The organism is Pseudomonas sp. S3_C06, from assembly GCF_054667675.1.
Map to the genome: position 1 here is coordinate 1,728,586 of NZ_CP162747.1, position 22,663 is coordinate 1,751,248.

17 protein-coding genes and 1 pseudogene are annotated in these 22,663 nt (G+C 61.7%); 10 read left to right on the forward strand and 8 right to left on the reverse strand.

Annotated features, from left to right (window positions below; genetic code table 11):
• Window positions 1–232 precede the first annotated feature (232 nt).
• The 6 genes and pseudogenes from AB4N44_RS07445 (at window position 233) to AB4N44_RS07470 (ending at window position 5,640) form a co-directional block, all read left to right on the forward strand.
• A complete protein-coding gene (locus AB4N44_RS07445) occupies window positions 233–1,624 on the forward strand; it encodes a M48 family metalloprotease (protein ID WP_150776347.1) in 1,392 nt (463 codons plus the stop codon).
• 16 nt (window positions 1,625–1,640) lie between these two features.
• Window positions 1,641–2,336 carry a class I SAM-dependent methyltransferase gene (locus AB4N44_RS07450; protein ID WP_127929093.1) on the forward strand — a complete coding sequence of 232 codons (696 nt, stop codon included), beginning with the start codon at window positions 1,641–1,643 and terminating at the stop codon, window positions 2,334–2,336.
• 37 nt (window positions 2,337–2,373) lie between these two features.
• Complete coding sequence (locus AB4N44_RS07455; protein ID WP_150751194.1) at window positions 2,374–3,633, forward strand: diaminopimelate decarboxylase; 1,260 nt, start codon at window positions 2,374–2,376, stop codon at window positions 3,631–3,633.
• On the forward strand, window positions 3,634–4,464 hold the full coding sequence (locus AB4N44_RS07460; RefSeq protein ID WP_460109481.1) for a 2,3,4,5-tetrahydropyridine-2,6-dicarboxylate N-succinyltransferase: 831 nt from the start codon (window positions 3,634–3,636) through the stop codon (window positions 4,462–4,464).
• Window positions 4,461–5,045 (forward strand): annotated as a pseudogene (locus AB4N44_RS07465) (aminotransferase class I/II-fold pyridoxal phosphate-dependent enzyme); the annotation flags it as partial. The gene AB4N44_RS07460 and the pseudogene AB4N44_RS07465, both read left to right, overlap by 4 nt.
• Window positions 5,046–5,157: 112 nt before the next feature.
• Entirely contained in the window at window positions 5,158–5,640 is a 483-nt protein-coding gene (locus tag AB4N44_RS07470) for an aminotransferase class I/II-fold pyridoxal phosphate-dependent enzyme (protein ID WP_460158200.1), read from the forward strand.
• On the opposite strand, the gene AB4N44_RS07475 is transcribed toward AB4N44_RS07470, so the two are convergent.
• The 3 genes from AB4N44_RS07475 to AB4N44_RS07485 all read right to left on the reverse strand — a co-directional run bounded on the left by AB4N44_RS07475 (window position 5,637) and on the right by AB4N44_RS07485 (window position 13,304).
• Window positions 5,637–6,812, reverse strand: coding sequence for a M20 aminoacylase family protein (locus tag AB4N44_RS07475; protein WP_460109479.1), 1,176 nt, complete (start codon window positions 6,810–6,812; stop codon window positions 5,637–5,639). The genes AB4N44_RS07470 and AB4N44_RS07475 overlap by 4 nt on opposite strands.
• Window positions 6,813–7,008: 196 nt before the next feature.
• Complete coding sequence (locus AB4N44_RS07480) at window positions 7,009–11,478, reverse strand: hemagglutinin repeat-containing protein (protein ID WP_460109477.1); 4,470 nt, start codon at window positions 11,476–11,478, stop codon at window positions 7,009–7,011.
• A 98-nt stretch (window positions 11,479–11,576) separates the two neighbouring features.
• Complete coding sequence (locus AB4N44_RS07485) at window positions 11,577–13,304, reverse strand: ShlB/FhaC/HecB family hemolysin secretion/activation protein (RefSeq protein ID WP_460109475.1); 1,728 nt, start codon at window positions 13,302–13,304, stop codon at window positions 11,577–11,579.
• Window positions 13,305–13,718: 414 nt separating this feature from the next.
• On the opposite strand from AB4N44_RS07485, the gene AB4N44_RS07490 reads away from it, so the two are divergent.
• Both AB4N44_RS07490 and AB4N44_RS07495 read left to right on the forward strand, forming a co-directional pair.
• The gene (locus tag AB4N44_RS07490) at window positions 13,719–14,828 is read left to right on the forward strand and encodes an HlyD family secretion protein (protein WP_460109473.1); all 1,110 of its coding nucleotides are present in this window, start codon (window positions 13,719–13,721) and stop codon (window positions 14,826–14,828) included.
• A complete protein-coding gene (locus AB4N44_RS07495) occupies window positions 14,825–16,417 on the forward strand; it encodes a DHA2 family efflux MFS transporter permease subunit (RefSeq protein ID WP_460109470.1) in 1,593 nt (530 codons plus the stop codon). The genes AB4N44_RS07490 and AB4N44_RS07495 overlap by 4 nt, the downstream gene beginning before the upstream one ends.
• A gap of 138 nt (window positions 16,418–16,555) precedes the next feature.
• Here AB4N44_RS07495 and AB4N44_RS07500 read toward each other — a convergent pair whose 3' ends face one another.
• Complete coding sequence (locus tag AB4N44_RS07500) at window positions 16,556–16,996, reverse strand: carboxymuconolactone decarboxylase family protein (RefSeq protein ID WP_150751202.1); 441 nt, start codon at window positions 16,994–16,996, stop codon at window positions 16,556–16,558.
• Between the two features lie 186 nt (window positions 16,997–17,182).
• Between AB4N44_RS07500 and AB4N44_RS07505 the strand changes: the two genes are divergently transcribed.
• Complete coding sequence (locus AB4N44_RS07505) at window positions 17,183–17,482, forward strand: hypothetical protein (RefSeq protein WP_150751203.1); 300 nt, start codon at window positions 17,183–17,185, stop codon at window positions 17,480–17,482.
• A 145-nt stretch (window positions 17,483–17,627) separates the two neighbouring features.
• Here AB4N44_RS07505 and AB4N44_RS07510 read toward each other — a convergent pair whose 3' ends face one another.
• From AB4N44_RS07510 to AB4N44_RS07520, 3 genes are all read right to left on the reverse strand, one after another.
• On the reverse strand, window positions 17,628–19,199 hold the full coding sequence (locus AB4N44_RS07510; RefSeq protein WP_460109467.1) for a sensor domain-containing diguanylate cyclase: 1,572 nt from the start codon (window positions 19,197–19,199) through the stop codon (window positions 17,628–17,630).
• A gap of 177 nt (window positions 19,200–19,376) precedes the next feature.
• Window positions 19,377–20,150: an aldolase gene (locus AB4N44_RS07515; protein ID WP_127929104.1), complete on the reverse strand. Its 774-nt coding sequence runs from the start codon at window positions 20,148–20,150 to the stop codon at window positions 19,377–19,379.
• 12 nt (window positions 20,151–20,162) lie between these two features.
• A complete protein-coding gene (locus AB4N44_RS07520) occupies window positions 20,163–20,867 on the reverse strand; it encodes a haloacid dehalogenase type II (RefSeq protein WP_460109464.1) in 705 nt (234 codons plus the stop codon).
• Window positions 20,868–20,976: 109 nt separating this feature from the next.
• On the opposite strand from AB4N44_RS07520, the gene AB4N44_RS07525 reads away from it, so the two are divergent.
• Window positions 20,977–21,834, forward strand: coding sequence for a LysR family transcriptional regulator (locus AB4N44_RS07525; protein ID WP_460109463.1), 858 nt, complete (start codon window positions 20,977–20,979; stop codon window positions 21,832–21,834).
• Window positions 21,835–21,920: 86 nt separating this feature from the next.
• Here AB4N44_RS07525 and AB4N44_RS07530 read toward each other — a convergent pair whose 3' ends face one another.
• Entirely contained in the window at window positions 21,921–22,586 is a 666-nt protein-coding gene (locus tag AB4N44_RS07530) for a ribonuclease T2 (protein ID WP_123595092.1), read from the reverse strand.
• Between the last annotated feature and the right edge of the window lie 77 nt (window positions 22,587–22,663).

The following is a 22,663-nucleotide window of genomic DNA, read 5'->3' on the forward strand; positions in this document are numbered from 1 at the left end:
TCCAGTTGCCATTGTACCTGGACGTTAGTGCCAGCACGGCTATCGATCAGCCAGTCATTCCAGGTCAAGCCTAACTAATCAACGCACTTGGCGCGCTGTTACCGACATGCGCCGCGACTATTAGTCATGCCCGCCCGGAACATCGTCCAGTTACTGAGTCCGTGCTTACTTGCGCCTGTTTGCAGGCTGAGTGGGCGCTGCCGTACATCAATAAGTAGAGGGAGTAATGAGCGTGAATCGGTTCGACTATTCAGGCAATCTTGCCAAGGCCACCTCCTACCGCGGTTATCGCAGCCCTTTCTGGCCGCCGGCGAGCAACTACAACCTGACCCTGCTTGATCTTGCGCCGACGAACCCTCGTCAAGACGCTGCTTGGCAAGAACGACTGGACGCGCTGAAGGCCGCCATCGATGAGCAATGGCGCAGCGCCAAGCTCGATGGCGTGGCAGAACGCACACGTTTCAGCAACCCCGGCGCCGTGGCGCAAGCCCTGCGCGCGCTGGAAAACGACCTCGAGCGAGCTCATGATCGCCAAGCTGTACAGCTCAGGGCCAAGGCCATCGAATACGGCTACAGCGACGAGATACTCAAGACCCTGGCCGGCCTGCAAGAAGAGGTTTCCCTGGTCGCCGGGCAGATCGCTACCTGGTACGGCAAGCAACCGGGAGGACTGCCGACAGCCTTTGGCTGCCGACGCAATCCGGCGCGACAACAGGACGTGGAACTGGCCATGAGCCTGGTGGATCAGATCCCCGCCTATCTCAAGCAGTTGCACACCAACCTGCGCCTGGGGGAGTTGCCGGCCTTCGCCGCCACTGATGTTTTTTTCATGGCCGGTGAAGGCAATCTGCACCCCAAGCATGTCGCCTACTTCCTGCCCGAAGATGAAGGCGTCAAACGTTCGCCGTTCAAGAAAACCTACTACTTCGCCAATACCCACGCGGCCATGGTCGAGCATTTGGCGGCGCCGCTGGCCCGGCAGTTCCTGTCAACCGGCAAACACTATGACCCGACTGGCGAACACCTGCGACGCATTCCTGCGTTGGGCGTGCTCAGCCATGAGCTGGGCCATTTCGTCCATCGCCCGGCCACCCAATACGGCCCGTTGAACACCCGTGACCGCTGGGCATCGGTGGTGCTGCAAGAGGTGGCAGCGGATGTCTATGGCATCCTCATTCTTGCCCAGGTATGGGCGCCTGCCCTGCAGATTCCGCCCGAGCAGGTGCTCGAGTACTACCTGGGCGAATGTCTGCGCTACCTCAACCGCGGACTTGGCCTTTTTCCCGATTGCGACGGCATGTACCTGCAGCTGTCGTACTTCGTCCAGCTCGGTGCCCTGACCCTGCGCCAGGACGACCCGCAACATCCACAACTGGTGGTCGATCACGGCGCCCTGCTGGCCGGTTTGCGTTCGCTGGCAAGAGTGCTGGCGGATGCCCTGCTCGGCGGCGACCCTGATGCCGCCGTTGCCTTTTACCAGTGCTACGGACCCGCACGGCCCCAGCCGTTGCAGGCACTGGTTGCTGCGCTGGCCAACGCGCCGGCGCAGTCCATCGAATACGTGCAAGAGCCTGTGCGTGTACCCACGGACTGCGACGCAACTCGCGCGCAAGCCCGACTCTAGACAAGGAGAGACAGAGATGACGAAGCCGATGCAGGACCTCCAACAGGTGACAGATTACTACGGCACCGCCCGCAAGTTTGGCGACAGCAACGCCACCATCTATGAGATATGGGAACAGGGTGGGGCCTTCAACGACTCGATTACGCCTTCTACCTACAGCCCGGAATATCGCTCGCACCTGGGTCTCAAGCTGAAATCGCTCACCCAGGAAGGTGCAACGATTTTCTCCATTGGCTGCGGCAACGGATTTGTCGAGGGCGATCTGGTGGAGGCCAGACGTCAGGTCAGAGCCATCGACTTCAATGACGAAGCCGTGATCCTGAGTCGCAAAAAAGGCGTCGATGCGCACAAGGTTGACTTCTTCAAGCTGGAGCCCGGCTCCCTCGCCGGGGTCAAGTCGGTTTACGCCGATGGCTTGCTGGGCCACCTCTTCCATCCCGAACTGGAACTCAAGCCGACCTTCGACAAGCTCAAGGAACTGAACCTGGACTCCGGCACGGTTCTGGTGTTCTCCAATGACTCGCCACGCGATCCCGAGGCTCTGTTTGCGGCCCACGATAAGGTCGATGGCTTCTGGTTCATTTCCAGGGACTATCTGCGTGATGCGCTGATCGAGGCCGGCTTCGAGATCCAGGAGTCGTACTACTTTCCCTACACGCGTCCGATCAGTGGCCTGCGCAATCGCACCATGTGCGTCGCTCTGGTGCCCTGAACCCGTCCACCCCCTGCGCCGCGAGGAGAAACCTGCTGTGCCAATATCCGAAAGCTTTGCCCGACGTTTGCTCCCCCTGCTTGATGAGTTGACGACACGTTACCCGACGCCCTTTCATCTCTACGATGAGCGCGCCATCGTCCAGACTCATCGACGCGTCGCGCAGGCTTTCGCCGACAGCGCGTTTCGTCAGTACTTCGCGGTCAAGGCGCTGCCCACTCCGGCGATTCTGGCCCTGTTGCTCAAAGAGGGCAGCGGGCTGGATTGCTCCTCGCCGGTCGAGCTGATGCTGGCCGAGCGACTGGGTGCGCGGGGCGACGACATTGTCTTCACCTCCAACAATACGGCGCTCGGCGAGTACCAGATGGCGCTGGACGCCGGAGCCCTGATTACCTTCGATGACCGCAGCATGCTCGACCGAGTGAAGACCTTGCCCGAAATTGTCGGGTTTCGCGTCTCACCTCATGGGGTCATCGCCCGCTCGTCACAGATGGGCAATGCGCAACAATCGAAATTCGGCGTGCCCGATGCCGATCTGGTGCAAAGCTATCGCCAGGCCTACGACCTCGGTGCCCGACGTTTCGGGATCCACGGCATGATGTGCGCCAATGAGCTGTCACTGGCGGCTGCAGTACAGGCCGGTGTGCAAGTCATCGAAGTGGCTGCGCGTGTAGCGCGCGAAGCCGACATCGAATTCGAGTACATCAATATAGGCGGAGGCCTGGGGATTCCTTACCGCACCGATGACCAGGCACTGGATCTGGACGCCTACGCCGCCGCGCTGAAACAGGCGCTCAAGCAAGCCTTCCCGCGCAACACGCCGAAACTTCTGATGGAGTTGGGCCGTTTCATTACCGGCCCGCATGGGGTGTTGGTGTCGCGGGTGATCAACCGCTGCAGCAAAGGCCGGGAAATCGTCGGTCTCGACGCCTCGATGTCCGCGCTGATGCGTCCCGGACTGTACGGCGCCTACCACCACCTGACATTACCTTTCGCCGGCCAACGCCGCGAAGGCGTGTTCGATGTGGTGGGCGCGCTATGCGAAAACTTCGACAAGTTCGCCATCGATCGCCCTTTGCCGACGCCGGCCATCGGCGACCTGGCGCTGATTCATGACACGGGCGCCCACGGCCATGCCATGGGTTTTACCTACAACGGCCGGCTGCGTCCGGCCGAACTGATGTTGACTGACAACGGCGATGTCGTGGAAATCCGTCGCGCGGAAACCTTCGACGACCATACCGGCCCGGTTCAATGGCAACCCGTCGACGTCTTCAACCCTCACAAGGATCGTTAAATGAGTAACCGTGCATTGATTGAAGAAGCCTTTGAACGGCGTTCGCAACTGACGTCTGCCGAGCTGCTGGCGCTGGTGCCAGTCATCGAAGACGGCCTCGCCAGACTGGAAAGCGGTGAACTGCGCGCAGCGCGCCTGGAAGAAGGCCAGTGGGTCGCCGATACGTTCGTCAAGAAACTCATCCTGCTGTCGTTCCTCACCCGCGAAAATCATGTGGGCGAAACCGCTCCATGGCGTCCGAAAAGCTACGACAAACTGCCCCTCAAATTCGAGCGCTGGGATGATGCCGCGTTCCGCGATGCCCGTATCCGCGTAGTGCCCGGCGCGGTGGTCCGGGCGGGTGCATACATTGCTCCAGGTGCGGTGCTGATGCCCTGCTTCATCAACATCGGCGCCTATGTCGGCGAAGGCACCATGATCGATACCTGGTCGACCGTCGGATCCTGCGCTCAGGTCGGCGCACGTTGCCATATCTCCGGTGGCGTGGGTCTGGGCGGCGTGCTCGAACCGATCGGCAACAACCCCGTGGTCATCGAGGACAACGTGTTCATCGGTGCCCGCAGCGAGGTCGCCGAGGGGGTGATCGTGCGCAACGGTGCGGTGATTGGCATGGGCGTCTATCTTGGCGCCTCGACCCCGATCATCGATCGCGAAACCGGCGACGTGCGCTTCGGCGAAGTCCCGGCCAATGCAGTGGTGATCGCCGGCAACCGCGCCGATCCTAAATTGCCGGGCGTATCCCTGGCCTGTGCGGTGATCGTGAAATATGTCGATGAGCGCACTCGATCGAAAACCTCACTCAACGATCTGGTCAGAGAGCTCAGCCGATGACCCCCGCAGGCAATGCCTTCGCCAGACTGCAAAGCCTGCTGGATGACCTGCCGCCCGCGACCGGGCAGCCGGTCATCGCCCTGCACCTGGGCGAAACCCGGCTTGGCGACCCGACGCCATTGCTGGCACCACTGTGCGAACTCGAGCAGTGGACGCGCTATCCGCCTCTGCCTGGCACTCCCCAATTGCGCGAAGCCTACAGTGGCTGGCTACGGCGTCGCTTCGGCGCTGGCACCTGTCTCGATGAAGAGCGTATCGCCATCGAGCCTACGCCCGGCACCAAACAGGCCGTCGCGACCTGCATCGCCCTCGCCGTGACACGCGCACGGGCACGTGGCGTCAAAGCACCGGTGGTGGTCCTGCCCAATCCGTTTTACCCGACCTATGTCGCCGCCACCGATGCCGCCGGTGCGCAAGCGCTGTTTTATGACGTGAACGACGCTGACCTGTTGGCCAGCCTCGCCTGCCAACTGGATCAGGCCGGTGACAGCATCGCGGCGCTGGTGCTGTGCAACCCCGGCAATCCGCTTGGCAACATACTGCCTGCAAGCACATTGATCAGCCTCAGCCACATGGCCTTCCACGCCCAGGCGACGTTATTGGTCGACGAGTGCTACACCGATCTCGTCCCGCACTCACCCCCCCGGCTATCTCAGCCTGGTGGAAGCCGATGCAGTTGCGCCGTGCCCGTTCGTGGTTTTACACAGCCTGTCGAAGCGCTCGGCGGCGCCGGGTTTGCGCAGTGGTTTCATTGCCGGCGATCCGTCCAGCGTCGCCGCTTATGCCGGCTTCAATCGCAGTTGCGGGGTCTCGCTGGCCTGGCCGGCGTGCAGCGCCAGCGCAGCGCTTTGGCACGACGAAAAGCATGTGCAGCGTCAGCAACAGGCACTGCAATGCAATTGGGACCTGGCCGATGAGTACCTCGCCGCAGTGCCCGATTACCGGCGCGCCGATGCCGGTTTTTTCTTGTGGCTGGCGGTCGGCGATGGTGAAGGGATCGCGCGCCGACTCTGGAGCGAACAGGGTTTGCGCGTGATGCCCGGTCGCTACCTGTGTCATGAAGACGCCGAGGGCAGCAACCCCGGCAAAGCGTTCGTGCGCATTGCACTGGTTCATCAGGAACCGGTCATGCGCCAGGCCCTGCTGCGCCTCAGGGCCGGGCTTGCAGGTCGTTAACGTTCGACGGGCTGCAGGCGTTGGCGGGCCAGCGCGACCCAATAGGCAACGCCCAGTGGCATGATCTCGTCGTTGAAGTCATAACGCGGGTTGTGCAACGAGCAGCCGCCTTCAGCGGAGCCATTGCCAATCCAGATGTAAGCGCCGGGTTTGCGCTCGAGCATGAAGGCGAAGTCTTCTCCGGTCATGCTCGGTGCGACCCCGGTACCCACGTTTTCGCGGCCCGCCACAGCACTGGCGGCAGCCACGCAATGGTCCGCGTGCTCGGCACTGTTGATCAGCGGCGGCGAGCCAAACTCGAAAAACTTCAGCGACGCTCGAACCCCCATCCCGGCGGCCAACTGCTCGACCATCTCGGCCATTCGACGCGATGCGATCTCGCCGGCCTCGGGGCGGAAGTAACGCATGGTGCCGCCCAGCCGTGCAGTGTCGGGCACAATGTTGTGGGTATCGCCGGAGTGGAACTGAGTGACACTGAGAACCAGCGCATCGGCAGGGTCGATATTGCGCGAGACGATGCTCTGTAACGCGGTCACCAAATGGGCCGCGGCCAGCAACGGATCGGCGCCCTGGTGAGGCATCGCCGCATGGCAACCACAACCGCTGACAACCATTTCGAACGGCCTCGCCCCCGCCATCGCCGCACCGTGATGAACCACGAATCGACCGGTCGCAAGACCGGGCCAGTTGTGCAGACCGTAGACGCACTCAGCGCGAAATTTCTCGAACAGGCCCGCCGTCATCATCGCCTTCGCACCCGTGCCGATTTCCTCGGCCGGCTGAAACACCAGATGAACCTTGCCGGCGAAACTGCGATCTGCCGCCAGTCGGCTGGCAGCGCCCAACAGCATGGCGCTATGGCCGTCGTGGCCACAGGCATGCATCCAGCCGTCGTGGACTGAGCGATGGGCGAAGGTGTTTTCTTCCTGGATGGGCAGCGCATCCATGTCGGCGCGCAGGGCTATCTCGATACCTGGTTGCTCGCCTTCGATGGTGGCGACAACCCCCGTACCGCCGATGCCGATATGCGGTTGCAAATCAAAGCTGCGCAATATTCCTGCGATGAAGGCGCTGGTCTTGCGCTCGGCAAAACCCGCTTCCGGATGTTGATGCAGCCAGCGACGCCAACCGATCATTTGTTCCTGCAGTGCGAAATCCGTTTCCGATGCCATCCTGACGTTCCTGTCCCTGGAGCTGCTCTGAGTCGCCACACTATTCTGTGTCATTGAACTTCGCAACTGGCACGGATGCACGTCATGAACACTGCCGCAGGGTGAGCTCACCACGCTTATGTGGGCGTCGGGCTTACCCGCTCCTGCAGGGTTTGGTGGTGGATGCCGATTCGCCTGCAACCACCACCCCTCGGGTTTAGCCTCGGTCGTCAATCCCCGCTTGCAGTGACTGGCCGTGCAGATGCCCGCTCAGCGTGACGGGGCCGACCTTCAGGTTGCCGTTTTCAAGGGAAACCTTCGGTGCGTTTTCTTCCTTCTTCTGTGGCAGGTCCAACCCGGCCTTCACACTGTAATCGAGGTTGCTCAGGTCAGTGCTGACGACCTTCGAGTTCCCCAGATCAACGTTGCCTTGCGTTGCCGAAATGCGTGCACCGGTCAGCTGCGTGGCACCACCGACCGTAAGGTTCACGCCTTGGCTGGCGCTGATTCCGGACGCCTGCGCCACGCTGTCCTTGTGCGCATATTCGCCCTGTGCTGTCAGCGTTGGCTTGTAGTCGGTGCCGGCGAGTTTTTCCTTGTCGCTCGGCGGATTTTTCTTCGCGGTCAGGCCCAGATCGACATCGACCTTGGCGTGGTTGCTCGAGTCCTGACGGCTTTCGACGGTCAGATCACCCGCGACCTTGCCGCTGACATCTTTAGCGTCGATCCGCGCCCCCGCCAGCTGTGCATCACCGGCACTGTTCAACACCACGCTGTCAGCCTTGATCTGGCTGTTCTGCTGGGTGCTGCCTTGCAGGTAATCCACGCCCACCTTGGCCCCGGCGTTGAAACCGTGATCGCTGCTGGCCTTCTCCTCAGCGGCGGTCGGGGTTTTGCGGCTCAGGTTGCCGCCGGCATTCAGCGCGACATTCCAGTTATTGCGGTTGTCGGTGGACTGCGCCGACTCCTGCACATAACCGCCCTTCTGCGCGTCGATGCTGACGTTCGGTGCGCTGACTTGCGTGCCTTGCAGGTGAATCGAATCACCGCTCAGCGCGATGCCGTTGTGGCTGTTGAATTGGCCACCGCTGAGGGTCAGCGACTGCTCGTTGATCCGACCGATATTGAAATTGCCGCTCAGATTACCACCCTGATCGCGGCTCTTCTCGCTGCTGGTTTTGCTGCCGCCGCCCTTCAAGCCGCCGCCGAGATTACTGCCGGTGGCGGTGTGAGTGTCGGTGGCCGCTTGCAGATCGAGCTCGCCGTCGGCGTGCAAATCGATGCCGCCAGCGCTGTCGATTTTCGTGCCTTGCTGCACCTGATTGCCGCCGCTGCGCAACTGCACCGGACCGTTGCCTGAGATGTTGGCAACGTGGGCCTGCGTATCAGTGGTCTGCTTGCCGGTGTGATCGAGCTGGAACCCGGCGCCGAGGTCGACATTGGTGCCATCGGTGCCCGGCAAGGTGCCGACCGTCAGCGAGCCACTGCCACGAAGGCTGCTGTCGTTGCTGTTCTGCCGGTCATTGGCCTGATTCAGCGCCAGATCCCCCCCGGTGTTGATGCTCACACCGCCCTGCCCGCCGTCGAAACGACTGCCGAAGAACTGCGCATCGCCGCCGACCTTGATGTTCACACCCTGGCTGCCGGCATAAGCGCCGACCACGGCGGTGGAACTGTCCTTGCTCGACGCACTGCTGCCACCCGCGCCGCTGCCGGCGACGTTCACGTCTTCACCGGTCTTGGTGTAGACGCGCACGTCGACCTTGGCGTCCACGGCATTAGCGCTGTTGCTGTGAGTGTTGCTGGCAGCATCGGCAAGCAGTTTGTCAGCGCTGATGTTCACTTGGCCGGCGCTGGCGTTGTATCCGGTGCCTTGGTCGTGCAGCGTGCCGGTGGTTTTCACATCGACAGTGCCGCCGTCAAAACGGCTGACCACAGCGTTGCTGCTTTGCTCGGTTTTGCTGGCGCTGCCGTGACCCACCGCAACGTCGATACCGACGTTCGGCTGACCGAGATTGGCCAGCGAGTCCTTGTCCGGCACCTTGCCGTTGAGCACGTCCTTGACTGCGCCCGCGATCGGCCGGGCGATGTCCTTGTACTCGACGTTGGCGCCGATATCCGCCGACCAGTTGCTGTCGTTGTGCGTGCTGCTTTCGCTGTTGCTGGCCACGCGATTATCGATCTCGTTGGCGGCGACGTTCAGACCGTTGCCAGCCTTGAGTTGCGCGCCTTCGGTGGCGAGTTTGTCGGCATTGATCGTCAGGCTGCCGCTGCTCTGTACGCTGCTGGTTTGCGCGGTGGTTTTGCTGGTCGAATCCTGCGCCGTGCTGTGGGCGAAATCGACGCCACTGCCGGCACGGTCGAGGCCGCCGGTGTAGTAGAAGCCACCGCCGGTGCTGGAGGTGTCGGTGGAGGTTTTGTGGCTGTCTGCTTCGGCCAGCAACGAGACGTTTTTGCCGCTCAACGTCGTGTCACCAGCGGTGGATTTCACTTCCGCGCCTTTGAGCGTGACGTCACCGCCCGCCTTCACCTGCACACTGCCGCCGCTGAGGCTGGAGCCTTGCTGGGTGACGTCGTTGCGGGTCACGGTTTGCTGTTTGTCTTCGTAGTGAATCCCGGCGCGATACTGCTCCGGCGTTTGCTCTTTCGCATAAGCATCGAAGCCACGGATTTGCGTGGTGTCAGTGCTGTCGTGAGTGTTCTGCGCGGAGGACACGTTGACGTCGCCCGCTGCATCGGCAGTCAACGCACCATCAGCCTTGACGGTCGAGCCCGCCACAGCAATGTCCTTGGCGCTCTTGAGCTTGAGGTTGCTGTCCGACACCAGTTCGCTGCGCACAGTGCTGCTGTCTTTGCTGTTCTGCCGCGACTCGTCTTTGGTGATGCCGAAGAACTTGCTGTCCTTGTCGTGGTTGTTACTGTGCGAGGTGTCCTGCACGCCGTCGATCACCAGCGAACCCTTGTCGCTGATCACGCTGGCGTCGGTGCCGCCACGTACCTGGCTGCCGCTGATGCGCACATCGTCAGCCTTGACGATCAGTTTGCCACTGGCGTTGACCTTGCTGCCCTGATGCTGGGTTTTGCCCTTGTCGGCATCACCGGTCTTGCCGAAGAAACCACCGCCAACCAGATCACCGGAGTAACGGTTGTCGCTGCTGCTATTGGTCCGTGTGGCGGTGGTGATTTCCACCTGTTTGCCGGCCAGTTGCACGTCGCCGGCGCTGGTCAACTCGGCGCCTTCGGAGCGCAAAAGTGCGGCGGTTTGCAGGGCGATGTTACCGGCCTTCAACTGGCTGGTGATGTTGCGCTGTTCCTCGCTGCTGCTGTTCCAGTCGGCTTTCCACAGGTGCTTGCGGTGGTTGCCTTGATCGGTCTGCGTGTGGCTTTCGGTGGCGGCGGTCAAGCGCAAGTCGCCGCCGCTGTGCACGTCGAGATTTTTCGCGGCTTCGATCTTGGCGGCTGTCAAATCGGTGTCTTTGCCGGACGACAGTTTGGCGTCGCGGCTGGCGATAATCTGGCTGCCATGCTGACGCGTTTCACTGTCAGTCTGGGTACGGTCGTAGGTTTCCCAAGTGATGCCGATGGTGCTGTTGTTCCAGTTTTCACGCTTTTCCTGAAGCTTGCGGCTTTCGACCGTGGACAGGGTCAGGTTGCGTTTCGCGTCAACGGCGACGTCGCGAGCGCTGACATCGGTAGCCGCCAACGTCAGGTCCTTGCCGCTGTGCAAAGCGACATCGCCCTGACTGCTGCGAATACCGGCGCGGGTCACGTCGAGGCTGTTGGCCACGGCCTCACCGCTGACACTCAAGTCACCGGCGGAACGAATCTGCACGCCGTCACGCCCGGCCACTTGCACCGCGCCAACCCGTACGCCGGCACCTTCGGCGGTGCTGACAATATTGATGCGCCCGGCCTGCATCGCGCCGAACAGGCTAGCGTCGATGCGTTGATCGCCGGTGTTGCCCGCCGGATCAACAGTTTTCACCTGGCCGCTGGCGTAATCGACCTGATTGCGCCCGACCGTGAGATTCAATTGATCGCGTGCAGTGATCGCGCCCTGGCTGTCGATACGCGGCGCGATCAGGTTGATCGAGCCCTCGCCGTTACGCAGGCCGCCGCTCTGAATCTGCAACTGACCGCTGGCGTCGCGGCTGTTCAGGCTTTGCAGTTTGCCGTCATTCAATTCCGGGCGACCGACCACCAGATTGGCGTTCGGCGTGTTGATGAAACTGCCGCCATTGACCGAGATGCCGTTAGGGTTGGCCAGCACGTAATCGGCGGGCCGGCCGAAGATTTCCTGCGCGCCATTGATGGCTGACGGGTTGCGGCTGATCACTTCGTTGAGGATCACGGTCGCCGCCTGGCCTTGCAGTTGCGGGTTGGCTGCCAGTTGCCCGGCCAGTTGCGATTGCCCGGCCTGCAAGGCGTTGTTCAGCACCAGGCCCTGACGGTCGACGTTGTAGTCGAGGAACTGGTTGTGCGACAGGCCCGAACCGTTGGGCGCGACGATGTTGACGATGGGCACACCGCCCTGGGTCTGCAATTGCGCGGTGCCGCCGGGTCCCGGTGCGACCACGACACCGCCGGCGATCGCGCTCGGCAGGTGCACGGCGAAGAACAGGCTGGCAATCGCCCAGCGCAATTTGCCCCGAGGCGAAAGATGAAATGCAAAGGTGTGTGCTGGCATAAAAACGTCTCCATGTGAGTACGGCATCACGTCGCGCGTTTAGTCTTGGCCGTGGCTGACGCGCTCGAGATCCGACGGCTGTTTGTTCACTGCGTTGCTCAGATTTGCAGGCCCACGCGCATCAGCCAGGTTTCAGGCTCGTGCTGCAGACCATTCGGGGTGTTGAGGGCGCGCTGGTAATCGACGTCCACTTGCAGATTCTTCCAGCCCAGATTCAGGCCGACACTGGCACCACTCAGGCGCTGGCCCTGAGCACCGTGATCAGCCTTGATCCAGCCGTGGTCGAGGCCCACGCGCGGGGTGATCTGCACCGGCCATTCGCGGCGCAGTGGCAGGCGCAAGGTGTTGCGCCAGATCGCGCCGCTGGCGCCGGAGGCACTGCTGACCCGGTAGCCGCGCACCGCTGAATCGTCGGTGCCGAGCAACTGTTCGATGGCCGGCAACGGATCCGGGCTGTACTGCACATTGAGCTGGCTCTGCCATTGCCAGGCCTGCGCGCCGAACTGACCGTTGCGCCATTGGCTGAGGCCGGCGCGGTACTTGCGGAACTGCGCCTTGGGCAGATTGTTGATCTGATGTTGTGAATCGTCGTCGGCGCCAAACCAGCGCAGGCCCTGGGCGTAATTGACGTCGAGGTTCCACACCGCGCGGTCGAGCCAGAACAGATTGAGTCCGGCCTCGGCCACGGTCAGGGTCGGGCTCTGTATACCGAGGCGAACATCTTGCAGATAGCTGTCGACATCCTTGTGCGCCAGTTGCAGGTTGGCGCTGAGCTGACGGCTCTGATCGCGCCACAACACGCGGTCGGCGCGCAGGCTCACCTGATCGGTAATGCCGGTGCTGTGAAAGGTCACGCTCGGCAATTTGAACGGCGCGCGATATTCGGCGTGGCTGGCGAACACGCTGTAGGTCCAGTAGCCGTAGGGGATCGCGTAATACAGGCTGGCGTTGCGGCTATAGCGGTCGCCCTGATTGAGCGTGTCGCTGGCGCTGAGGCTCAGCAGGTCGTTGAGTTGCAGCGGGCTGTCGAGGCTCAGGCTGATCGTGTCGCGATCACGTCCGGTGCTGGCGCTGCCGAGGTTGTCGATCCCGGCATTCAGGGCCCAACGTGACGGCGCAGCGCTGCGCGAGCGCAGGATGATTCGCGAGGCGCCGGGCTGGCTGCCGGGGGCGATATCAGCGGTGAGATCGATCGAACGCAGGCGATTCAACTGATCGAGGCCCTGCTCCAGATCGCGCAGGTTCAGCGGCTCGCCGAGCATTCCCGGGAACGCGCCGCCCAACGAAACCGGCAGACTTTGATCGGCCAGTTCGATGGACTCGATGTAACCTTCGTCAACGCGGATATCCAGCGACTGCCCGGCGGCCGGAGCGCTGAGCAGATACGGGCGGCTGGCGATGTAGCCCTTGTCGACGTAGATCGCGGTGATGGTCGCCAACAGATGATTGATCTGGCCGACGCCCATGCACGGTGCCAGCAGCGGTTTGATCCGGGCGTTGAGCTTGTCGCTGTCGATCAGCGTGACGCCGCCAATGCGCGTACCACTCAATGGCCAGCAACGTTCATCGGGGGTGACGGTTTGCGGGATGGCCGGAGTGATCGGCGTCGGACCGAATGCACCGCGCTCCAATTGCCGTTTTCTTTGCTCAAGTTGCAGTTGTTGCAGATCGCGCTGTTGCTGTTGTTGCTGGCGCAACACTTCCTGACCCGGCGCGGCAGGTTCGGCCGCTTCAATCGAGGAGGCACACACACTCAACACAAAGGCCGACAGCAGCGGGCAAAGCGCGGAACGACGGCGAAAAACAGCGCGAAACGGAAACGGCACGCAACATCCTTGCGATCATCAAATGGCGTAATGCCATGTCATCAATAACCGTGATAGTCGGAGCCCTCCTACACAAATGCAAGACGCTTCCTACAGCGCTTACATTTCTTAAACAATTGCTTTGCCTGGCTTTATTGTCAGCAGCAAGGCCACGGCGCTGCACGCTATCAGGGTTTCCCCGAGGGCCTGAGAGCCTTCGACGAGCGTCAGTCCGCCCTGACGGGGTTCAGGCGAACCTTGATTTCTGCCGTTGATAGATGCCTGGTGCCCCACGCTCCAAAACCCGAGCCCAGCACGAGCCGTCCTCGTTCAATCAAGCAACTGACGATCGGCGCCAGAAATCATTTGCGACTAAATATTACCTACGTCATATTACAGCCGTAATAACGCCCCCGTTGACTCAGGTAATCCGCCATGACCAGCATGCCCACCCTCGAACCTGTTGTGGTGAAGACCAAGCCGCCGCTGCTTAAACGCTTGCTGCTTCCCGGCGCCGGATTGCTCGCGCTGATCTTCGCCGGGGTCTACGCCGTACATTGGTGGGGCGCCGGGCGTTTTCTCGAAGAGACCGACGATGCTTATATTGGTGGCGACGTCACCGTGATCGGGCCGAAAGTCGCTGGTTACATCGACGAAGTGCTGGTCAGCGACAACCAGCACGTGAAGGCCGGCGACGTGCTGATCCGCCTCGACGCTCGCGACTATCGCGCCAATCTGGCCAAGGCGGAAGGCGCCGTCGCTGCCGAAGAAGCGTTGCTGGCCAACCTCGACGCCACCGAACAACTGCAGCAAGCGGTGATCGGTCAGGCTCGCGCCGGCATCGATGCCGCCGGAGCGGAAACCGCGCGCTCGCGGGATGACAATGCGCGCTACAAGCGCCTGGTCACCACCAATGCCGTGTCGGTAGAAAGCGCGCAACGCGCCGACGCCACCTTCAAAACCGCACAAGCCCTGAGCGCGCGCGCCCAAGCCGAACTGCTCGCCGCGCAACGCCAACTAGCGGTGATCGACACCCAGAAACAACAGGCCCGCGCCGCCCTCCAGCAAGCCCGCGCCGAACGTGATCTGGCGCAGTTGAATCTCGGCTACACCGAACTGCGCGCGCCGGTCGATGGGGTGGTCGGCAATCGCCGCGCGCGGGTCGGCGCCTATGCCCAGGCCGGTTCACAACAACTGTCAGTGGTGCCGGCCAGCGGTTTGTGGGTCGATGCCAACTTCAAGGAAGACCAACTGGCGCGGATGAAACCCGGGCAACGTGTGAGCATCCGCGCCGACGTCCTTTCCGGTCAGGAATTCCACGGCCGCCTCGACAGCCTTGCGCCAGCCACCGGGTCGCAGTTCAGCGTGCTGCCTCCGGAAAACGCCACCGGCAACTTCACCAAAATCGTCCAGCGTGTGCCGGTGCGCATCCTCCTCGACCCGGCAGACGGAGTGCTTGGCCACTTGCGTCCGGGGCTGTCGGTGACGGCGGAAGTCGACACCCGCGCGCAACCGGAAACCACTGCCGTAGCTGTCGTACCATGAGCACCACCCTCGCCGCCCCAGCGCAGCCGTTCAACGCCGCCGATATGGCGACCGCGACCAAAGTGTTCGCCTTCGCGACCATGTGCATCGGCATGTTCATCGCGCTGCTGGATATCCAGATTGTTTCGGCGTCGCTGCGTGATATCGGCGGTGGACTGTCCGCCGGCACCGACGAAACCGCGTGGGTGCAGACCAGTTACCTGATCGCCGAAATCATCGTGATTCCATTGTCGGGCTGGCTGTCGCGAGTGTTCTCGACACGCTGGTTGTTCTGCGCTTCGGCGGTCGGTTTCACCCTCGCCAGCCTGCTCTGCGGCGTGGCCTGGAACATCCAGAGCATGATCGCCTTTCGGGCGCTGCAAGGTTTTCTCGGTGGTTCGATGATCCCGCTGGTGTTCACCACGGCGTTCTTTTTCTTCACCGGCAAACAACGGGTAATCGCCGCCGCGACCATCGGCGCGGTCGCGTCATTGGCACCGACATTGGGGCCGGTAATCGGCGGCTGGATCACCGATATTTCCTCGTGGCACTGGCTGTTCTACATCAACCTGGTGCCAGGAATTTTCGTCGCCGTGGCGGTGCCGATGCTGGTGAAAATCGACCAGCCGGAATTGTCTCTGCTCAAGGGCGCGGACTATCTGAGCATGGTGTTTCTCGCGCTGTTTCTCGGCTGCCTGGAATACACCCTCGAAGAAGGCCCGCGCTGGAACTGGTTCAGCGACCAGACCATTCTGACCACGGCGTGGATCAGTGGCCTCGCCGGATTGGCGTTCATTGGCCGCACCTTGCACGTGGCCAATCCGATCGTCGATCTGCGCGCTTTGAAGGATCGCAATTTCGCCCTCGGCTGCTTCTTCTCGTTCGTCACCGGCATCGGTCTGTTTGCGACGATTTACCTGACGCCGCTGTTCCTCGGCCGCGTGCGCGGCTACAGCGCGCTGGACATTGGTCTGGCGGTTTTCTCCACCGGCGTGTTCCAGATCATGGCGATTCCGCTGTATGCCTTTCTGGCCAATCGCATGGACCTGCGCTGGATCATGATGATCGGTCTGGGTTTGTTCGCGGTGTCGATGTGGGAGTTCAGCCCGATCACCCACGACTGGGGTGCCGGCGAGTTGATGCTGCCGCAAGCATTGCGCGGGATTGCCCAGCAACTGGCGGTGCCGCCAGCGGTGACGCTGACCTTGGGCGGATTGGCACCGGCACGTCTCAAGCATGCGTCGGGCCTGTTCAACCTGATGCGTAATCTGGGCGGTGCGATTGGTATTGCGGCCTGCGCAACCATTCTCAATGACCGCACCAATCTGCACTTCACGCGGCTGGCCGAGCATCTGAACAGCCGCAATGAAGCGATGAATCAGTGGCTGGCGCAGGTCGGCGGCAACCTGGCGAATCTGGGCCAGAGCGGCGACGTCGGCGTCACTGCCAGCCTGCGCCAGTTGTGGCTGCTGACCTACCGCGAGGCGCAGACGCAGACCTACGGCGACACCTTTTTGATGATCGGGGCGTGCTTCGTCATCGCCACGGCGATGGTGCCCTTGATGCGCAAGGTGCAACCACCAGCGGCGCCGAGTGCGGATGGGCATTGATCACTATTTTCTGGCCATACCCATTTCCCTTGTGGGAGCGAGCCTGCTCGCGAAGGCGTCGTGTCAGTCACCATGGTTGTTATCGGACACTCCGCTTTCGCGAGCAGGCTCGCTCCCACAGGGGTTAAGCGTTGAGGCTTAAGCCTGTGGGGTTTTGCGGAAACCTACGGCCAGACGATTCCAGCTGTTGATGGTGTTGATCGCCACGCTCAGGTCGACCATTTCTTTCGGCGTGAACTGCGCCGCAACTACCTCGTAATCTTCATCCGGGGCGTGGGTCAAGCTCAGTTGCGTCAGCGATTCGGTCCACAGCAGCGCGGCGCGTTCGCGGTCGCTGAAGAACGGCGCTTCACGCCAAGCGGTGACCGCGAACAAGCGACGCGGGGTTTCACCGCCCTTGATCGCATCGGTGGTGTGCATGTCGATGCAAAAGGCGCAGCCGTTGATTTGCGAGGCGCGCAGCTTGACCAGTTCGATCAGGTTTTTTTCCAGCGGCAGCTTGGACACGGCGGTTTCCAGCGCGATCATCGCTTTCAAGGCATCTGGGGAGGCGGTGTAGAAATCGGTACGAGGTTGCATGGTGGCTCCGGGCAGCAAGTGAAGGTGTGGCTACGTTAGTCCTCGCACCCGGTTCGGCAAATAGCCAATATTCCAGAAGATCAGGAGGCCACTCGGTTTCGCTGCTGACCGCTCGTCAGCCACTGGGCACCAAGGGTTCTGCGCATCAGACCAATATCAGGTACATGCCCTTTGTGGAGACGGATCATGATCACGCGCAAATTCACCTCGTTATTACTCGCCGGCCTGCTGGCCACGGCATCGGCCGCCAGCTTCGCTGCCAATGATGGCGCTGACGCCACCGGCACCAAATCCGGTGGCCCGACCAGCACCACCACGCCGCCAGACAACACCCCGGGCGCGCCTTCGGGTGGTAGCGGTTCTTCGGGTATGGGATCCGGGACCGGCACCAATGGTGGCGCCAGCGGTTCCGGTTCAGGGGCTGGCGGCGGCACCGGCTCGGCGGGTGGCGGGACTGGCGGTGCGGGCGGTGGCACGGGCGGCTGAACGAACAAGAGCCATCCCGATTAGACAAGGTCCCTTGTGGGAGCGAGCCTGCTCGCGAAGGCGTTGTGTCAGATAACCTTTATTCGCCTGACACGACCTCTTCGCGAGCAGGCTCGCTCCCACAGGTTTTGTGTCAGCGTTTGGGTTAGCGATCAGAGCGCATCAATTCGGCCAAACCGCTGTCCAGCGACAGCACCGCCGCGCGATTGCGTCCGGCATTTTTTGCCTGATACAGCGCCGCATCGGCGCGCTGGATAAACACTTCCGGGCTGTCATTGCCACTCGGGATAAACGAATAACAGCCCAGACTCACCGTCAGGTAACCGGTCGGCGAGCCGCTGTGGATGATGTGCTTGTCGATCACGCTACGGCGGATCTGCCCGGCAATCGCCAGTGCGCCGTTGATGTCGGTGTCCGGCAACAGCACCGCAAACTCCTCGCCACCATAACGTACCGCCAAATCAGACTTGCGCTGGCAGCACGTCTGCAGCACCTGTGCGACCTGAGTCAGAGAATGATCCCCGGCGACATGACCATAAGCATCGTTGTAACGCTTGAAGAAATCGATATCGAGCATGATCAGGCTGACCGGGCTGACCTGCCGCGCGCCGCGAGCGAATTCGATCTCCAGCGAACGCTCGAACAAGCGGCGATTGGCCAATCCGGTCAGGCTATCGTGGGTCGCAATCTGCTCCAGTGCACGCTGGGCCTTGCGCAGGTTTTTCTCGATGCGCTCGCCATCGCGCACCTGATGAATGAACACCCAGCCAAACAGGCCGATGCCGAGAATCACCAAGGCGACGATCACACTCGACTGGAATGCGCGGGCGTACCAACCCTCGAGAATCGTATCGCGCGACGTCGCCGCCGACACCACCAACGGGTATGCCGACAGGCGTCGATAACCGTACAGACGCACCACGCCATCGACCACCGAATCGATCATTGCGGTGCCGGCCGAGGCTTCGGGCAGCAACGTACGATAAATCCGCCCTTGCGCCAGCGATGTGCCGATCAGCTTTTCATCAAACGGTCGGCGGGCGAGCAAGGTCCCGTCGCTCAGGCCAAGGAACATGATGCCTTGGTCATCGAGGCTGAAGCTTTCGAAGAAGCGGTCGAAGTACGACATCTTGATCCCGGCCAGCAGCACGCCCTGGAAATTGCCCGCATGATCATTGATGCGTTTCGAAATCGGGATGATCCACTCACCGTTCTCGCGACTGCGAATCGCCGGGCCGATGTGCGCCAGCGTCGAGACGTTCTGCTGGTGAAACTTGAAGTACTCGCGGTCCGCCACGCCATTGCCACGGGGCAGATCGGCAAACGAAGTAATCACCCACTGACCCTGCGTGTCGAAGAGAAAAATACCGTGCAACTGATCGAGTTGCTGCACGCGCCGGGCAAAGGTTCTCTGCAAGCGTGGCTTCTGCGCCGCGCCGTAACCGTCGTCCTGAATCCAGTCGACCAGGCTGGTCATCACCAGATCGGCGGCGAGGAACGTGTCCTCGGCCTGCTGCGCCATGGCCCGGGTCAGATTGCTTGAGGCTATTTTCGCCACTGCCAGATCCTGCCTTCGCGACTGCTCCAGTTGCAGGTACAGCAAACCGGACAGGCACAACCCCACCGCAACGATAAACAGCACCGCCGCTTTGCGCAGCGGCAGGCGTTTAAGAGTGCCTCCGGGGGCCTGATGCGGGTCGTGAATGGGGATAGGCAAAAGCAAGTCCTGGGCAGGTACGACAAGGGCGCCAGCGGGTAAACCCTTATGTTTGTGAGCGTAGCCCACCGGGATGTACGGGGCAAACGCCCCGGTCCCGCCCAGTTGTATCGGCGCGCAGCGAGATTGGATGATCGCTGTTCGTCGATTTATTTTCGATTGCCTCTTTAGGGTTAGTCAGTTGTGAAGGGCCAGGCGCCGCATCGCACTGTGCAGATGCGCCCGCGCACTTTGCGCATCGCCCTCGCGCATCTGCTCACAGGCCCGTTGCGCAATGGCATGAGGCACAGGCTTCAGTTCCCGTTGCGTGGCCATCGCCAGCAGTTGCACCTGGGCCGCGCGCTCCAGGTAATAGAGGTCGTCCCAGGCTTCGGCGATGGTCGGGGCGGCGACGATCACGCCGTGGTTTTTCAGGAACAGAATGTCGGCGTCGCCCATGACTTTGGCAATCCGGTCACCTTCGGATTCGTCCAGCGCCAAGCCGTTGTAATCCTCATCCACCGCCGTGCGCCCATAGAACTTCAGCGCGGTCTGCCCCAACCACAACAGCGGCGGACCTTGCAGCAGACACAACGCCGTGGCGTGGGGCATGTGCGTGTGAAACGCGACTTTCACCCGGGGCAGTTGTTTATGCAGGCGCGCGTGAATGTAGAACGCCGTGGCTTCCGGCTGGCCTTCGCCCGCCACCACGTTGCCCTCGAAGTCACAGACCAGCAGGTTCTGCGCGGTGATTTCGGCAAAGGCATAACCGTAGGGATTGACCAGAAACAGATCATCATGCCCCGGCACCATCGCCGAAAAGTGATTGCAGATGCCCTCCTCCAACCCATGTAGCGCGGCCAGTTGAAAGCACGCCGCCAGTTCGCTGCGCGCGGTGATGATTGCCTCTGTGTCGAGGTTCAACGCGGCCGGACGTAAGGCCCGCGCACTGACGCCAAGAGTGTGAGCCATGACGATTCTCCGTTACCAACCAAGGGATTTGAACAGCGGCAACACTTGATCGAGGCTGTTGAGGATCGCGTCGGGGCGATAGTCCGGCAGCAACTGGCGACCGGTGCCGCGATCGATCCACACACAGCGAAAGCCCATGTCCCGCGCGGCCGTGTGGTCAAGCATGGGACTGGCACAGATGTGCACCACTTCTGCGCGGCTGACGCCCAATTGTTCATGAGCGTAGTCGAACAGCCGTGGCGCCGGTTTGTAGGCGCCGGCCTGCTGTGCGGTGATCACCCGGTCGATGTAACCACCGAGTTGCGCGACGTTGCCGGCAATGATCTCGTCGTCGGTGTTGGAGACGATGCACAGTTTGAAACCCATGTTTTTCAATTCACGCAGGGTCTCGATCACCTCGGCAAACGGCGGCATTTTCGGGATCGCGGCGGCCAGACGCTGGCTGTCTTCGGGCAGGCTGGGCAGGCCCAATTCTTCCAGGGCCAATCGCAGGCCGAGGGTGCTTAGCTCGCGGAACGAACGGTGCGGCGGGGTCTGTTCGAGGCGATGTTCGTGGCGGTCATAGACGTCGATCAGCTGCCCGACATCAATCTGATGCTCGCCCTTCTCGCTAAGGATTTCCCCAACGACGGCTTTGAGGCCTTCGTCCCATTGAATCAACGTGCCGTAGCAATCGAAGGTCAGCCATTGCGGGCGTGGTGTGTGAGTCAGTGTCATTGGTCGAGTCCTCCGGGGTAAGGACTTCAGCTTATGAGCGCCCGGTGATAGTGTGAAATTAAATAAATAGCCAACCGTCAGTTGAATAACCACTATCGAGAGCACCACCATGCTGGATCTGGAACTGCTGAAAACATTTGTCTGCGTGGTCGACGAAGGCAGCTTCACCCGCGCCGCCGATCGCGTGCACCGCTCCCAGTCGACGGTCAGCCAGCAGGTGCGCAAACTCGAAGAGCTGGTCGGCCACGCTTTGCTGCTGCGCGACCGTACCGGGCTGAATGTCGCCGTTACCGAGCACGGCGAACTGCTGATCCACTATGCGCGGCGTTTGCTGGCGCTTTCGGCAGAAGCCACTGAAGCGCTGGCCAGTGACCTCGACCTGGAAATCCTGCGTATCGGCATGCCGGAAGACTTCGACGCGCGGCGCATGGCGCTGATCCTTGCTGGCTTCACCCGCAGCCATCCGCAAGCACGGCTGGAAACCCTCAGCGGCATGAGCCTCGATCTGCGCCAACGCCTCGATGCCGGCGACATCAACATCGCTCTGATCAAACGCGAACCCGACAGCGGCCCGGCGTGGGCGACCTGGCCGGAACGACTGGTGTGGGTCAAAGGTGCGGAGTTTGATTCGTCCACTGGCGTGTTGCCGTTGGCGTTGTTTCCGCAAGGCTGTCTGTATCGGCAGCGCGCCATTCGTTTGCTCGATGTTGCCCAGCGCCCCTGGCGGGTCGCGTTCGGCAGCCACAGCCTGACCGGGATTCAAGCAGCGGTGGCCTCAGGGTTGGGAGTGTCGGTGCTGCCGATGTCGGCGGTGTTGCCTGAGCATCTGGTGTGTACGGATCTGCCGGAACTGGCGCCGACGGAATTGGCGTTGGTCAGTCGTGAGGGTGTGTTAAGCGGGTTACAGCGCGGTCTGGTGGAGTTTTTGCGTGGGGAGTTGGGGGTGGATGCCGCTGGATTTGCCTGATAGCTCAGGCTTGTCGAAAACCCTGTGGCGAGAGAGCTTGCTCCCTCGCCACAGAGTCAGTGTGGTCCTTTCGACCTCGAGTCAGATCAACGCGACGGCGGCACCCGGATATCCCCCGCGCGACACTGGGTTTTCACGCCCTTGCCACACGCGCCGAACTGCAGATCCTTGCCCATGCACACGCGTACTTCCGACAACTCCGGGCCACTGCAAATGACGGCGATGCCATCCGCTGGAATCCCCGGGTTGGCCTTGCGGAACAGGTCGGCAATTTCCTGCGCTTCGAAGTAATACGAGGAGCTGAACGGTTGCAGCTCATCGGGGATTTTCACCGCTGCCACGGCTTTGTCCGCTTCATCCAGATAACCCATTGCGCCGAGGCCGCTGCAGGTGCCGTGCTTGGACCATTCGTGGTCGAGCAGTTTTTTGGTCGGGAACAGCGTCAGGCCCTGGCTGGTTTGCGCCGCGTTCAGCGTGGTCAGTGGTGGGCAGGATTCCGGCCAGCCACCCTTGGCGTATTGCGGCCACAAACCGTGAAGCACGAAGCCGTAGCCCTTGCCCGTGCACTGCGAGTCATCTTTGTGGGTCAGACAAAAGGTCGGCGACCAGGACAACGCCAGCAGGTAGTAATCGAATACCCCCGCCACCGATTCCGCCTGGGCTTTGCTCGACTGTGATTGCCGCGCCGAACTCAACCCGATGCTACCGGCCGTCAGCGCAATCACTGCCAAAATTGTAAACAGCTTTTTCATCTACCCGCTCCTTGGGACGCCTGCGTCCGTGGTTTTCGATCCTGACCAGACTTGGCCAGCGCTGATTTCGCCATGCT